Here is a 14,562-nt window from a genome sequence, read left to right on the forward strand (position 1 = left end):
GCAAGATCAGATCGGCGGGATCGCGCGAACCTTCGCAGGCATCAGATTGACCCGACGCTCGGGTGCGCGCGCGAGGATTTCCTTCAGGCGCGCGCGCGTGGTGCGGGGATCGATCAGGTCATCGACGCCGAAACCCTCGGCTGCCTGGATCGGCCCGATCTTGGCGCGGATCGAATCGATGATCTCCTGCCGGCGTGCGGCGGGATCGGGCGCGCTCTCGTAATCCTTACGGTAGGCGACATCGACCGAACCTTCGACGGACATCGCGCAGATCTCCGCAGTCGGCCAGGCAAGGCAGGCATCGGCTTCGAAACTGCGCCCGCCCGCCATCGCGACGAAGCCGAGTCCGTAGCCCTTGCGCAGAATGACCGAGATGCGTGGCACGGTCGCATGACCGAGTTCGAACAGCACCTTGGCGCTGCGCCGGCCGAGGTTGGTCTTTTCCGCGTCCGATCCGATGAAGAAACCGGGCACGTCCATGAGGAACACCAGCGGCAACGCAAAGGCATCGCACAGGGCGATAAAATGCGCGGCTTTTTCGCATGCCGGGGAATCGATCATGCCGCCCTTGCTCGCCGCCTGATTGGCGATGAAGCCGACCGGCCGCCCGGCGATGCGCGCGAAGGCCGTCACCATGTTGGTGGCGAAGGTCGGCTTGAGTTCGAACACGCTGTCGCGATCGGCGACGGCAGCGATCACCGGACGAACGTCGTAGGTGCGCCGCGTGTTGACGGGCACCGCGCCGAGCAGCGCCTCCGCCCGATCCGCGGCATCGTCGGCGGGATCGGCGTCGCGGCGTGGCGCGGGATGCTGCGCGTTGGTCGGCAGATAGGAGAGGTAGTCGCGCATCGCCGCAAAGGCGTCATCCTCGTTCGCGACGCCGAGATCGGCGAGCCCTTGCCCATCGACCTGCATCGCCGCACCACCGAGTGCCAGCGCGTCGATCTCCTCGCCCGTGCCGGCCTTGACCAGCGCCGGCCCGGCCAGCCCCATCGTTGCCTTGTCACGCACCATCACGACGAAATCCGCCATGCCGCAGAAATTGGTATTGGCGGCGAAGCCGAAGCCGAGCACCGCCGCCACCACCGGCACATAGCCGGACAGCCGTGCGAAATTGTGGAACATATACCCGCCACGCGCATAGGCGCGCGAGTTCTGGCCGTCCTGAATCCGGTGTCCGCCGCCATCGAGCAGCATGACGAACGGCAGGCCCTGGTTCAGCGCGAGGCGGATCGCGCGTTCCAGCTTTTCGGTGCCGAGGTGCCCCATGCTGCCGCCGAGCAGCGAGAAATCCTGCGAGATGACCACGACCGGACGCCCCTCGATCGTCGCGGTGCCGGTAATGATGGAATCGCCGCGCGCGCTTTCGTCCAGTCCTTCGACACGGACGAGGCCACCGACCTCCGTGAACGACCCGGTGTCGCAGAGCATCGCGATGCGTTCGCGCGCGGTATAGGCGTCACGCTTGCGCGCCTTGGCGACGGCGATGGGGCGCGCTTCATCGGCGAGGCCCGCGCGGATCGTCTCAATGCCGCCGAGCACCTCCAGCATCTCGTGCTCGGCGCTGGTATCGACGCCGACCATCCCGGCGCCCTCGACGTCGCCTTCGGCGACTTCGACCAGGATCGCGCCGCGCCGCACCGGCTGACCGACACGGCCAGGCGCCGCGACCACGGTTCCGGTCACATCGGCAAAAACGGCGTGCTCCATCTTCATCGCCTCGACCACCGCGAGCCTTTGCCCGGCGCTGACCACGTCGCCTTCGCCGACGTCCATGACGACAAGCTGGCCCTGCATCGGCGAGCGCACGGCGACCGCATCGGGTACGCTGATCGCCTCCTCGTCGCGCTCGGCGGCCACCGTCGCGCCACCTCCGGCGGGGGCGTGCAACGCAGGATGGGCATGCGGCGCGGCAAGCACCGCCGCTTCACGTTCGATAAAGCGCGTGTCGACACGCCCGGCGGCGAAATCGGGATGCAGCAGGATATTCTGCAGCAGCGGGATGTTCGTCTCGACGCCCTCGACGCGGAACTCGCAGAGAGCGCGGTACGCGCGGCGCACGGTATCGGCGAAGCGTCCGGGCGCGTGGACGACGAGCTTTGCAAGCAGCGAGTCGAAACTCGCGACGGTTTCGTATCCCTGATAGCCGAAACTCTCCACGCGCACGCCGCCGCCCGAGGGAGGATCGAACGCCCGCAACACACCCCCGGAAGGATAGGTCGCGCCGTCCGCAGCGAAGGTTTCCATGTTGATGCGCAACTGGATTGCGAAACCGGCCGGTGCGCGCCCCGACGCGGCAGTGATGCCGATTGCGTCCAACGTCTCCCCGGCGGCGATGCGCAACTGCGCCTGCACCAGATCGACGCCGGTCACTTCCTCGGTGACGGTATGCTCGACCTGGAGACGCGGGTTCATTTCCATGAACAGCCAGCGCCCCGTCGCCGCCCCCGCCACATCGGTTTCGACCAGAAACTCGACGGTGCCGACCGAACGGTACGTGGCGGCGGCGGCCAACGTGATCGCCCCCGCCGAGAGCTGTTCGCGGATCGCCGGTTCCAGCCAAGGGCTCGGCGCGATCTCGACCAGCTTCTGATGGCGGCGCTGCGCGCTGCATTCGCGGTCGTGGAGGTGCGCGATGGTGCCGGTCGCATCGCCGACCACCTGAATCTCGATGTGACGTGCCCGCTCGATATACTCCTCGATATAGAGCGCATCCGATCCGAACGCCGCCTTTGCCTCCGACGCGCAGCGCGTGAAGGCGTCCTCGAGCGCATCCGCTTCGCGCACGACGCGCATACCGCGTCCACCGCCGCCCGACACGGCCTTAATGATGGCGGCACGCCCGCCCAGACCGGCGAAGAAGGCGTGTGCCTCCGCAAGATCGATACCACCGTCACTGCCCGAGGCCAGCGGCAGCCCGCACCGCGCCGCGAGCGCGCGCGCCGCCGCCTTGTCTCCGAACAGCGCAAGCGTCTCGGGTTCGGGACCGACGAAGGTAAGTCCCGCCTCGCCGCAGCGACTGGCGAAAGCGGGGTTCTCGCTCAGGAAGCCGTACCCCGGATGCACCGCGTCGCAACCGCTCGCCACAGCCGCCGCGATCACCGCGTCGATATCGAGATAGGCCGCCGCGCCGATGCCCGGCAGTGCCGCCGCTTCGTCGGCCCGCCGCACATGCAGCGAACCGGCGTCGTCGGTCGAGAATATCGCGACGGTGGCGATTTCCAGATCGGCGCAGGCGCGCGCGATACGGATCGCGATTTCACCGCGGTTGGCGATCAGCACTTTTTTCATACGGGGTCTTTTCGCTGCTTGCTCACCAGGCATCGACGTAGCGCCGGGGCCGGTGCGGGCGTGGGGGGCGAGAGCGCAACGAGCTCAGAATCCAGCGGCGCGTCGCCGCCGGGTCGATGACATCGTCGATTTCGCAATAGCTGGCGGCGTTGATCGCCTTGCCCTGTTGGTAGAGCTCGGCCACCATTTCCTGGAACTTGGTCTCACGGGCGGCAGGATCGCCGATCGCCTCCAGCTCCTTGCGGTAGCCAAGCCGTACCGACCCTTCGAGGCCCATGCCGCCGAACTCGCCCTGCGGCCAGGAGACGGTGAACAGGGTCTGCAGCGAGCTCCCGCCTGACATTGCCATCGCGCCGAGACCATAGGCCTTGCGCAAGACGACCGTCATCATCGGCTCGGACATATTGGCGCCGGCCAGGAACAGCCGCGACATATGACGGACTGCTGCGCTCGTCTCGCTTTCGGGGCCGACCATGAAGCCCGGCGTGTCGCAGAGCGACAGCACCGGCAGACCGTGCGTGTCGGCAAGCTGAAGGAAGCGTGCCCCCTTGTCCGCCGCGTCGCTGTCGATCGCGCCCGACAAGATTTGCGGATCGTTGGCGATCAGCGCGACCGGACGCCCCTCGATACGGATCAGCGCGGTGATAATGCCGGGGCCGAAGGCGCGCCGCAGCTCCAGCACGGAGCCGGTATCCGCCAACGTCTCGATTACCCGGCGCACATCGTAGACGCGCAACCGGTTCTCCGGGATGATGTGGCGCAGCGCACGCTGGTCCGCGGCGCTCCAGTCCGTCAGCGTCCCCTGAAAATAGGACAGATACTGGCGTGCAGCCACAACCGCCGCCACCTCGTCCGCGACGGGAATATCGACCACACCGTTGGCGACCTGCACGGACATCGGCCCGACCTGTTCCGGCGTGAACACGCCCAGTCCGCCGCCCTCGATCATGGCCGGGCCGCCCATGCCGATATTGGCGTTCGCAGTCGCGATGATGACGTCGCAGCAACCGAGCAGGGCAGCGTTGCCCGCGAAGCACCGCCCCGATGTGACGCCGATCAGCGGCACCTTGCCGCTCAACCGCGCGAATTCGGTGAAGGAAGTCTCCTCAAGACCCGCGACGCGCATCTTGTCGGTGTCACCGGGGCGGCCGCCGCCACCCTCGGTAAACGAGATGACGGGCAACAACTGTTCGCGCGCGATGCCGAGCAGGCGGTCCATCTTCTTGTGGTTCATGCCGCCCTGCGTGCCGGCGAAGACGGTATAGTCGTAGCCCATGACCATGCACTGGGCGGCGCGCTCCTCGAACAGCGCGGCGTTGACGGTGCCGACGCCCGCGACCAGCCCGTCCGCCGGGCTGATGCGGATCAACTCGTCCAGCGAGCGGCGGCGGCGCTGGGCAGCCAATGCGAGTGCGCCATATTCGATGAGGCTGTCCGCATCGAGCAGGTCGGCAATATTCTCGCGGACGGTGCGCTTGCCCTTGGCGTGCCGCTTCCCCACCGCCTCGGGTCGATTTTCGTCGAGGCCGACGGCGTGGCGCGCGATCGTTTCCGCGAGCGCCGGGCCGATCGCGTCGAGATCGGTTTCGGCCTCGATAGCCTCGACCGCGTCCTCGAGTTCGGCAGGCTCGACGGCGAGCAAAATATCACCTTCCGAGACCGTCGCCCCGATCTCGCTGCCGATCTCGCGCACGATGCCGTCGACATCGGAGAGGACGGGGTGTTCCATCTTCATGGCTTCGAGGATCGCGATTTGCTGGCCGCGCCGCACGACATCTCCCGCTTCGATACCGATCGCAACGATCGTGCCGACGCTGTGCGCGCGTATTGCGACCATGCCTGGCGGCACTTCCGCTCGCGTGCGGGTGCCTGGCGTCGCCCCGGTGTCGGCTACCGGCAGCACGCCGGGGCCGATGGCGGCGGCAGCCGCGACGAGATCCGCCGCATGCCCCTCTATGAACCGCGTGGTGATGGCGTCGGCTCGTACCGCCGGATCGCCGACCAGCACGCGCAGGAGAGCGAGATTGGTCGCGACGCCGTCAATCCGCGTTTCGGCCGCAGCCCGGCCCGCTTTAGTAAGCAGCGCGCGATAATCGTCCATCGTTCGCCGTGACGTGGCCGAAACGATCAGCTTGACCAGCAGCGGATCGTAGCTGGCGTTGGCGGGATAGCCAGCATAGCCGAAACCGTCGGTCCGCACGCCCGGACCCGACGGCAGTTCATAGGTGCTGATCGTGCCGCCGGATGGACGCGGTGCCCCGGTCTCGTCCGTCGTCTCCATGTTGATGCGTAACTGGATCGCGAAACCGCGCGGCGCCGGGATCGCCGATTGTTCCAGACCGAGCGACGCGAGCGACGCACCCGACGCCACGCGGATCTGCGCCTGGACGAGGTCGATGCCGGTGATTTCCTCCGTCACCGTATGCTCGACCTGAACGCGCGGGTTCACTTCCATGAACCAGAAATCGTCGAGGCGATCCGCATCGACCAGAAATTCGAAGGTGCCGAGGCCGGAGTAGCGACATTCGGAAGCCATCGCGACCGCCGCGGCACAGAGCCTTTGACGGGTCGCGTCGGGCAGGCCGGGGGACGGCGCGATCTCGACGAGCTTCTGATTGCGGCGCTGGAGGGTGCAATCGCGCTCGTGCAGGTGACTGACCGCGCCCGACCCGTCCCCGATCACCTGCACTTCGACGTGGCGCGCGCGCTCGACCAGTTGTTCGACATAGAGCGCGCCGTCGCCGAACGCGGCCTGCGCCTCCGACCGGCACCGCTCGAACGCCTCGGCAATCTGATCCGGGCTCGACACGACCCGCATCCCGCGCCCACCACCGCCGGCCAGCGCCTTGAGCATGACCGGACGCCCTGCCGCCGGGCCGCGCGCGAACGCCTCCGCTTCTTCCAATGACGTCGCCGCCTGCGTACCCGGCAGCAACGGGACGCCCAGCCGCTGCGCATAGGCGCGTGCCGAAGCCTTGTCCCCGAACAGGCGAATATGGTCGGCATCGGGGCCGATGAAGCGGGGGCCGGCGGCGGCGCAGCTTTCCGCAAAAGCCACGTTCTCGGCGAGGAAGCCGTAGCCGGGATGCACTGCATCGCAGCCTGCCGCCACCGCCGCGGCAATGAGCGCGTCACCATCCAGATAGGCAGCGACACCGCGCCCCGGCAACACCGCGGAGGCATCGGCGATACGGACATGCAGCGACGCCGCATCGTCCTGCGGGTAGATGGCGAGCGTTTCGATCCCCAGCGACGCCGCGGCACGCGCGATGCGGATGGCGATCTCTCCGCGATTGGCGATCAGCAGCCGGCGGAACATCAGCGTCCGAAACCTGCCGGCACCGCGCCGCGAGCGCGCGCACGCGTTCCCCGAAACATGCGTTTAATAACCTCCCCGAACGTCTTTATCGGGTCAGATTAACCGGTCAGGTCCGAGTGTCGAGTTGCATTCAGGGAAGATTGGTTTGCGAATCAAACCAATAGGCGACCGTTTCAGCTCAAGCCGTTGCCGATGCGTACGCCGCGCTGGCCGGTGAGGCCGAGTGTCCGCGCAAACGCCAGCAACGATCGCAGCGCGGGCGCTTGATCGCCGGGTCGACTGAGCAGGACCAACTCACAACAGGGATCGAAACCCTCGACATAACGGCTGACGATATCGACCATCGGCTCATCAATGAACTGACCCGGCGTCAGCGTAATGACGCGGTTGCGCCGGCAATATTGATCGAGCGAATAGGCATTGTGATCCGGGATATACTGGGCATTGCCACCAACATTTTCCAGCAGCTCGATAAAGCCGCCATACAACGGTGGACAATTGCCAGGGTGGGGCAGCGCGACCGTGACACCGGCAAGCATCTCCGGGCTGACGGCGGGTTCGGCGGCGAGCGCGAAATCGGCCGGGATCAACAATTCTATACGCCGCCGCTCCAGCATTACCCGCGCCAGGTCGTCCGGGTAGAGGCCCTCCGAACTGTGGCGCGTCGCCTGCCGGTCCTGGTACTCGGCGCGCGTCGTGGACACGCCACCGAACAGGACAGCGTCGATCACGCCGCTTTCCAGCGCACCGAGCAGGTTCTTCTGAAATCCGGTTTGGACCTGAAGTTCAACATTCGTGTAAATCTGCGAAAACTCGTCGAGGATACGGTTGCGCAACGCCCAGCGGCTGGTGTGGATGGCGGTGCCGACCTTCACCAGACCGCTGCCCTTGCGCATTTTGCGCACCTCGGCCTCGAGCAGATCATGCTCCGCCAGTGCCCGCTCGGCAAAGGGCAGCAGCTTCGCGCCCTCGGGCGTAAGGATGACGGCGCGGGTCGTGCGCTCGAACAACGTGAACCCAAGCTGCTTTTCAAATTTGGCGAGTTGCAGCGACAGCGCCGGCCGCGATATTGCAAGCGTATGCGCCGCGAGCGTGAAAGACCGCATCTGGGCGATGCCGACAAAAGCGCGCAATTGCTTGGTTTCGAAGCTTATCATGCTTGTCGCCTCTGCCGTGTCCCGGCGTTCGGGCGGACGGTATTGATCCTTCTCTTACCGTGTGATGTGCGGCGTCCCAAGGTCGGTTGCAACAGTGTTGTCCGCGGCGCATAGCATTTGACAGAAGATCGCTGACCAGATGGTAAGACGTCGCACCACTCCTGAGCCCCCGACGGCCGTGCCCGACCTCGCGCCGGACGGCGGCGGGCCCGAATCCCGCAAGCGAATCTCTCCGCGCGAGGTGCTGATCGACGCCACGGGCGCGTTGATGCGCGAACGCGACCAACTGGAAATCCCGCTGATCGACGTGGCCGAACGCGCCGGCGTGAATGTCGCGCTGGTCAAATATTATTTCGGCAACAAGCGCGGGCTGCTGCGCGCGCTGCTCGAGCGTGATCTCGACGTGGCGCTGGTCCAGCTTCAGTCGCTGGTCAGCTCGGAAATGTCGCCGGCGGACAAGATGCGCATTCACCTGGCCGGGCTGGTCGCACTGTATTTCAAGCATCCTTTCATCAACCGTTTGATTTTGAAAATGGCGAAAGAAGCGACCGGCGAGGAGCAGCGCGAGATCACAGACCGCTTCCTGCGCCCAATGGTCAACGCACATCACAAGATTTTCGAAGAGGGCGTTCGGCTCGGCGAATTCCGGTCGCTCAACCCGTTCCTGTTTTACATCAACGCGGTCGGCGCCTGCGACCAGATCATCTCGCTGCGGCTGCTGGTCGCACTGGTATTCGGGATCGACGACATAAGCGAAGACCTAAAACGCCGCTATACGCGGCACACCATCGACTTTCTGATGAACGGCATCCTGCTTCCATAAGAGTGCCATCAGACTAAGCTGGGGCCGCCCCTGTTCTAATAATCGCGGTTGACGTAACATGGCAAAGTGCTCGACGAGATGACGAGATCGCGTCGAGTCTCAGCGGCGCAAAAAAGGAGGATGTCCGCTGATCAAGATGCGTAAAGCCCTGCTGCGTGTATTCGTCGCTTGCTCGGGCATGATCACATCGACCCAGGCCTTCGCCCAGGAATCGCTGAGCGATCCCGCCGGTTCGGGCGTGATCGTCTCCGCTGTGCGCTGGTTGCAGGGCACCCTGCTCGGCACGGTGGCGACCGTCGTCGCCATCATCGCGGTCGCCGCCGTCGGGCTGATGATGCTGACCGGCCGGATCAACTGGCGGTACGGCGCGACGGTGATCGTCGGCTGTTTCATCCTGTTCGGCGCGGCCAGCATCGTGGCGGGTATCCAGTCCACCGCCACGCTCGGCAACTGAAGCCATGTCCGGGATCGATCACGACCCGGTCTTCGTCGCGCTGACGCGGCCGCAGATGTTCGCGGGCGTCACCTACAGCTATTTCATCGTCAACGGCGTCGTCGCGACCGAGCTGTTCCTGATCTTCCATTCTATCTGGGTACTGCTGGTCGCCGTGGCCGCGCATCTCTTCGGCATGGTGCTGAGCGTGCGGGAGCCGCGCATCTTCGACCTGTGGCTGACCCGCGCGCGCACGTGCCCGCGCGTCCGCAATCATGCGATCTGGCGATGCAACTCCTACCGTCCCTGAGCCGTGGCCCGGAGACGGTGAAGCGGGAAAAGCCGGCGGGACATCATCTGCCCTACGCCCGCCATGTCGACGATTACACGATCGAGACGCGCGACGGCCTGCTGCTGCAGACGATCCGCCTGCGCGGCCTGCTGTTCGAGACCGCCGACACCGACGAGATCAATTACCGCAAGTCCCTACGCGACGCGATGCTGCAGGCGATCGGATCGTCGCGCTTCGCCATCTATCACCATATCGTGCGGCGACAGGTGGAGGTCGATCTGCCAGGGCGCTTCCCCGATGCGTTTTCCACCGCGCTCGATGCGACCTGGCGCGAGCGGCTGGCGGCGAAGAAGCTCTACGTCAACGACCTGTACCTGACGATCGTGCGCCGGCCGTTGCAGGGGCGCATCGGCCTCGCCGAGCGGCTGCGCGGCGGGATCGGCAAGGATGCGGGCGTGCAGACCGCGCACGAGCTGCGCACGCTGGATGCCGCGCGCGACGCGCTGATGGCGCAGCTCGGAAGCTACGAACCGCGCCTGCTGAGCGTATACGAGACCCCGCACGGGGCGTGCTCGGAGCCGCTCGAGTTCCTCTCGACGCTCTACAATGGCGAGATGCGGCCGGTGATGCTGCCGACGCAGGATCTCGGCGCGTATCTGCCCTATCGCCGCATCAGTTTTGGGCAGGAGACGGCAGAGCTCGGGCCGCACGGCGAGTCCGGGCGGCGCTTCATCGGCCTCGTCTCGATCAAGGATTATCCCGGCCAGACCGCGCCCGGCATGTTCGACGAACTGCTGCGGCTGCCGTTCGAACTCACGCTGTCGCAATCCTTCGGGTTCGTCGATCGCTCCGCCGCGCTCGGCAAGATGAACCTAGCGCTGCGCCGTATGCGCTCAACCGAGGACGAGGCAGTGAGCCTGCGCGGCGAGCTTTCCAACGCCAAGGACGACGTCGCCGCCGGCCGCGCGGGCTTCGGCGAGCATCACATGACAGTGGCGGTCTACGGCGAGACACTGGCTGAGGTCGATGCCGGAGTCGCCGAGGTGCAGGCCTCGCTTGCCGATCTCGGCATCATCGCGGTGCGCGAGGATATCGCGTTGGAGCCCGCCTTCTGGGCACAGTTTCCCGGAAATTTCAAATATATCGCCCGGCGTGGACTGGTCTCGACCGGCAATTTCGCGGGGCTGGCGAGCGGGCACAATTTCGCGCTGGGCCGCGCGCGCGGTAATCACTGGGGCGATGCCGTCACGTTGCTGGAAACGACGGCGGCGGGGCCGTATCATTTCAACTTCCATCAGGGCGATCTCGGCAATTTCACGGTCATCGGGCCGTCGGGGTCGGGCAAGACGGTGGTGCTCAACTTCCTGCTCGCCCAGGCACGGAAATTCGCCCCGCGCATCATCTTCTTCGACAAGGACCGCGGCGCGGAGCTGTTCATCCGCGCGATCGGCGGGCGGTACGATCTGCTGCGGCCGGGGGTCGCATCGGGGCTCAATCCGCTGCAGATTGCGGACAACCCCGTCAACCGCCAGTTCCTGATCGACTGGGTCGCGCAGCTCGCCGGCGGTGCCGACTTCGACGAGATCGAGCGGATCAAGGATGCAATCGACGCGAATTTCGCGACCGACATGGCGCACCGCCGCCTGCGCCATTTCGTCGAGCTGTTCCGCGGCGGCCACCGCCCGCACGCTGCCGATCTTTGGGCGCGACTGCGCGCCTGGTGGGGCGACGGCGAGCGCGCCTGGCTGTTCGACAATGCGGCCGACCTGACCGACCTCTCCGTCGATGCGGTCGGTTTCGACATGACCGCGATCCTCGACGATCCCGCCGTGCGCACGCCGGCAATGATGTACCTGTTCCACCGCGTCGAGGAACGGCTGGACGGCAATGCCGCGATCATCGTCGTCGACGAAGGCTGGAAGGCACTCGACGACGAGGTGTTCGTGCGCCGCATCAAGGATTGGGAAAAGACCATCCGCAAGCGCAACGGCATCGTCGGCTTCGCGACGCAGAGCGCGCAGGACGCACTGGAAAGCAAGATCGCCAGCGCCATTATCGAACAGGCGGCGACGCAGATCTTCATGGCGAACCCGCGCGCCCGCGCCGAGGATTATGTCGGCGGCTTCGGCCTGACGCCGCACGAATACGAGATCGTCCGCACCCTGCCCGACGACGCGCACTGCTTCCTCATCAAGCACGGCACCGACAGCGTCGTGGTGCGGCTCAACCTGTCGGGCGAGGCCGATCTGCTGACCATCCTGTCGGGCCGCGAGCGCACCGTGCGGCTGCTCGACGAGATCCGCGCGACCACCGGCGACGATCCCGAGGCGTGGATGCCGCGCCTGCTGGAGCGTGCCTGATGGCGGATTGCCCCGCCCTTTCTACCGACGGCGCGTTCGTCGTCGAGACGCTCGCGCATATCGATTGCCAGGCGCAGGGGATCGGCGCGTTCGGCTATCAGGCGCTCGCCACGCCGGGATCGCCGGTCGCGGTGGCGATGACGGGGCTGCTGACGCTGTTCGTCGCGCTGTTCGGATACCGCATGCTGTTCGGCCAGGCGCCGGGCGTGCGCGAGGCGGTGATGGCGCTGGTCAAGATCGGCGTCGTGCTGGCACTGGCGACGAGCTGGCCGGCCTATCGCACGGTCTTTTACGATCTCGCACTGCGCGCGCCGGCGGAGCTTGCGGCCTATGTCGGCGGCGGTTTGCCGGGGGCGGGCGGCGCGCTCGACGATCATCTTGGCGCGGTCGACGACGCCTTTGCCGAACTGGTCCGCATCGGCTCCGGCAAGCCGCCCAACATCGACGAGGTCGTCGGCCCGAGCGTGCAGCCGCTGACTCCCGCGCAACAGGCGCAGGCGGTGCAGCATGCGATGGCGCTCGGCGATCGCCCCCGCTGGGACCGGCAGCGTGACCAGGAGATCCTCGCGCAGGCGCGCACCGTCTATCTCGCCGGCGCGATCGGCTCGCTTGCCGGGGTGCGGCTGGTGGCGGGGCTGTTGCTGGCGCTGGGGCCGCTGTTCGCGCTGTTCCTGCTGTTCGACACGACGCGCGGACTGTTCGACGGCTGGGTGCGCGCGCTCGGCGCAGCGGCGCTTGGTGGGCTGACGGCGGCGGTGCTGCTCGGCGTCGAGCTGGCGATCCTCGAGCCGTGGCTGGCGGCGATCATGGCCGATCGCCAGGCCGATCTGCCGACGCCCGCCGTGCCGATCGAACTGCTCGCGTTGACGATCGTGTTCGCGCTGGCGCTGCTCGCCGGGCTGGCGGCGTCGGTGCGTATCGCGAGCGGATTTCGCCTGCCGGTGGCGGTGCGTGAGGCATCGTCGCGCGCGGCCAGCGCGCTGCACGCCGCGCTGGTGGAGCGCCACGCGGCACCCGCCGTTGCCGAAGCGACCGCCCCGGTCGGGCGCGACCGCGCACGCGCGATCGCCGATGCCGTCGCCACCAGCCAGCGGCGCGACGCGGCGGCGGCGGCTTCACCCCGCGCGAGCACCGTGGCGCAAGCGGCCGCGCGCAATGGTGGCGTGCAAAGCCAGGCCCCGCGTGACATGACGGCGATGGCGGCAATCCCGATCGGCCAGTCGGCGCGACGCCGCACATCCACCCGCATCTCCGCCGGCGCGGGCCGCCGGGATGCCCAGAAGGCGATGACGTGAGCGATAGCGACAAAAGCCACCGCGCAGCGCTCGATGCGTATTACCGCGAGGCCGGAAGCTGGGCGGAGGATCGTCAGACGGAGCTGCGCGCATCTCGGCGGATCGCCTGGATCGTCGCAAGCGTCGCCGTCGTCGTCGCACTGTTCGAAGCGGCGGCGCTGATCCTGCTGACGCCGCTGAAGACGGTCGAGCCCTATACGTTGATGGTCGATCGCAACACCGGCTACGTCCAGGCGCTGAAGCCCGTCGAGGCGCAGACGATCGCGCCCGATGCCGCGCTGACGCAGAGCTTCCTCGCGCAATATGTCATCGCGCGGGAGAGCTTCGACGTCGACGCGCTGCAGGCGAACTACAGGAAGGTCGCCTTGTGGTCGATCAACCCGGCGCGCGGCGACTATGTCGCGGGAATGCAGGCGAGCAACCCCGCCAGCCCGCTTGCGCGCCTGCCGCGCAGCAGCGTGGTCGAAACGCGGATCAAGAGCGTGTCGCCGCTGGGTGCGCGCGCGGCGCTGGTGCGCTTCGACACGGTGCGGCGCGATGCCGGCGGGCAGGTGCTGCCGCCCCGCGCCTGGGTCGCGGTGATCCGCTACCGCTTCTCCAGCGAACCGCTGCAGCTTGGTGACCGGCTGCTCAATCCGCTCGGCTTCCAGGTCGAGCGCTATCGCCGCGACCAGGAACAGGCGCCCGTCGCCGAGCCCGAACCGAAGCCGGCAGCCACCGCTTCCGCGACAGCCGCGCCCATCATCAGCGTCCGCCCGCCATATCGCTCCATGCCGATCGTGCTGCCCGCGCCGCCTACCTATCAGGGGCCGCCGCGCGACACGCCCACCGGAGCCGCGACGCGGTGAGGCGCGCGCTGCTCTTGCTGGCGTGCGTGCCGTCGCTGGCGAGCGCGGAGATCCGCCCGACGCCCTCAGCCGGCGATCCGCGCATCCAGACGGTGCGGTACGATCCCGGCGAGGTCGTGCAGTTGCAGGTCACGCCCGGCTATCTGCTCACCATCGAATTCTCGGCGGACGAGCGGATCGAGACGGTCGCGCTCGGCGACAGCAACGCATGGCAGGTCACGCCGAGCAAGCGCGCCGATCACCTCTTCATCAAGCCGCGCCAGCCCGGCATTACCACCAACATGACGGTCGTCACCGATGCGCGCTCGTACAGCTTCGTGCTGACGCCCGCCTACGGCCCGCTGCCCGACATGCCGTTCACGGTGCGCTTCGAATATCCCGCGCCGGCCGTCGCCGTCGTGGACGGCACCCCCGCCCGCGAACCCACGCGCTACAAGATCAGTGGCGACCGTGCCGTCCGGCCGCAGTCGATCCGCGACGACGGCGTACACACCTACATCACCTTCGCACCCGGCCAGACCTTGCCCGCGATCTTTGCCGTGCTGCCGGAAACGGGCGAGGCGCTGGTCAACGGCATGATGCGCGACGGGCAGTATGTCGTCGACAGCGTAGCGCCGCGCTTCGTCTTTCGCATCGACAAGCAGGTTGCCGTCGCCACCGCGACGCGACAGAGGCGGCGCGGTTCGTGATGGCATCCTCTGCTGATCCCCGCCGGCTCCAGCCTGAGCGTGACGGCGACAAGCG

General features: G+C 67.0%; 10 protein-coding genes. 7 read left to right on the forward strand and 3 right to left on the reverse strand.

Going from position 1 to position 14,562, the window contains the following annotated elements:
* Window positions 1–6 precede the first annotated feature (6 nt).
* The 3 genes from Q5H94_RS12390 to Q5H94_RS12400 form a co-directional block, all read right to left on the reverse strand.
* Window positions 7–3,291: an acetyl-CoA carboxylase family protein gene (locus Q5H94_RS12390; protein WP_304561583.1), complete on the reverse strand. Its 3,285-nt coding sequence runs from the start codon at window positions 3,289–3,291 to the stop codon at window positions 7–9.
* A 22-nt stretch (window positions 3,292–3,313) separates the two neighbouring features.
* Complete coding sequence (locus Q5H94_RS12395) at window positions 3,314–6,610, reverse strand: acetyl-CoA carboxylase family protein (protein ID WP_304561584.1); 3,297 nt, start codon at window positions 6,608–6,610, stop codon at window positions 3,314–3,316.
* 173 nt (window positions 6,611–6,783) lie between these two features.
* Entirely contained in the window at window positions 6,784–7,767 is a 984-nt protein-coding gene (locus Q5H94_RS12400) for a LysR family transcriptional regulator (protein WP_304561585.1), read from the reverse strand.
* A gap of 178 nt (window positions 7,768–7,945) precedes the next feature.
* Here Q5H94_RS12400 and Q5H94_RS12405 point away from each other — a divergent pair, with 178 nt between their 5' ends.
* The 7 genes from Q5H94_RS12405 (at window position 7,946) to Q5H94_RS12435 (ending at window position 14,507) form a co-directional block, all read left to right on the forward strand.
* The gene (locus tag Q5H94_RS12405; RefSeq protein ID WP_304561586.1) at window positions 7,946–8,590 is read left to right on the forward strand and encodes a TetR family transcriptional regulator; all 645 of its coding nucleotides are present in this window, start codon (window positions 7,946–7,948) and stop codon (window positions 8,588–8,590) included.
* A gap of 136 nt (window positions 8,591–8,726) precedes the next feature.
* The gene (locus Q5H94_RS12410) at window positions 8,727–9,044 is read left to right on the forward strand and encodes a TrbC/VirB2 family protein (RefSeq protein WP_304561587.1); all 318 of its coding nucleotides are present in this window, start codon (window positions 8,727–8,729) and stop codon (window positions 9,042–9,044) included.
* Window positions 9,045–9,048: 4 nt separating this feature from the next.
* Entirely contained in the window at window positions 9,049–9,333 is a 285-nt protein-coding gene (locus tag Q5H94_RS12415) for a VirB3 family type IV secretion system protein (protein WP_304561588.1), read from the forward strand.
* Complete coding sequence (locus Q5H94_RS12420; RefSeq protein WP_304561589.1) at window positions 9,312–11,675, forward strand: VirB4 family type IV secretion/conjugal transfer ATPase; 2,364 nt, start codon at window positions 9,312–9,314, stop codon at window positions 11,673–11,675. The genes Q5H94_RS12415 and Q5H94_RS12420 overlap by 22 nt, the downstream gene beginning before the upstream one ends.
* Window positions 11,675–12,970: a type IV secretion system protein gene (locus tag Q5H94_RS12425; protein WP_304561590.1), complete on the forward strand. Its 1,296-nt coding sequence runs from the start codon at window positions 11,675–11,677 to the stop codon at window positions 12,968–12,970. Before Q5H94_RS12420 ends, Q5H94_RS12425 begins: the two co-directional genes overlap by 1 nt.
* On the forward strand, window positions 12,967–13,818 hold the full coding sequence (locus Q5H94_RS12430; protein WP_304561591.1) for a VirB8 family type IV secretion system protein: 852 nt from the start codon (window positions 12,967–12,969) through the stop codon (window positions 13,816–13,818). The genes Q5H94_RS12425 and Q5H94_RS12430 overlap by 4 nt, the downstream gene beginning before the upstream one ends.
* The gene (locus Q5H94_RS12435; RefSeq protein WP_304561592.1) at window positions 13,815–14,507 is read left to right on the forward strand and encodes a TrbG/VirB9 family P-type conjugative transfer protein; all 693 of its coding nucleotides are present in this window, start codon (window positions 13,815–13,817) and stop codon (window positions 14,505–14,507) included. Before Q5H94_RS12430 ends, Q5H94_RS12435 begins: the two co-directional genes overlap by 4 nt.
* Window positions 14,508–14,562 lie beyond the last annotated feature (55 nt).

Origin of the sequence: Sphingomonas immobilis (assembly GCF_030580995.1) — a bacterium.
In the GTDB taxonomy this organism is placed as follows: domain Bacteria; phylum Pseudomonadota; class Alphaproteobacteria; order Sphingomonadales; family Sphingomonadaceae; genus Sphingomonas; species Sphingomonas immobilis.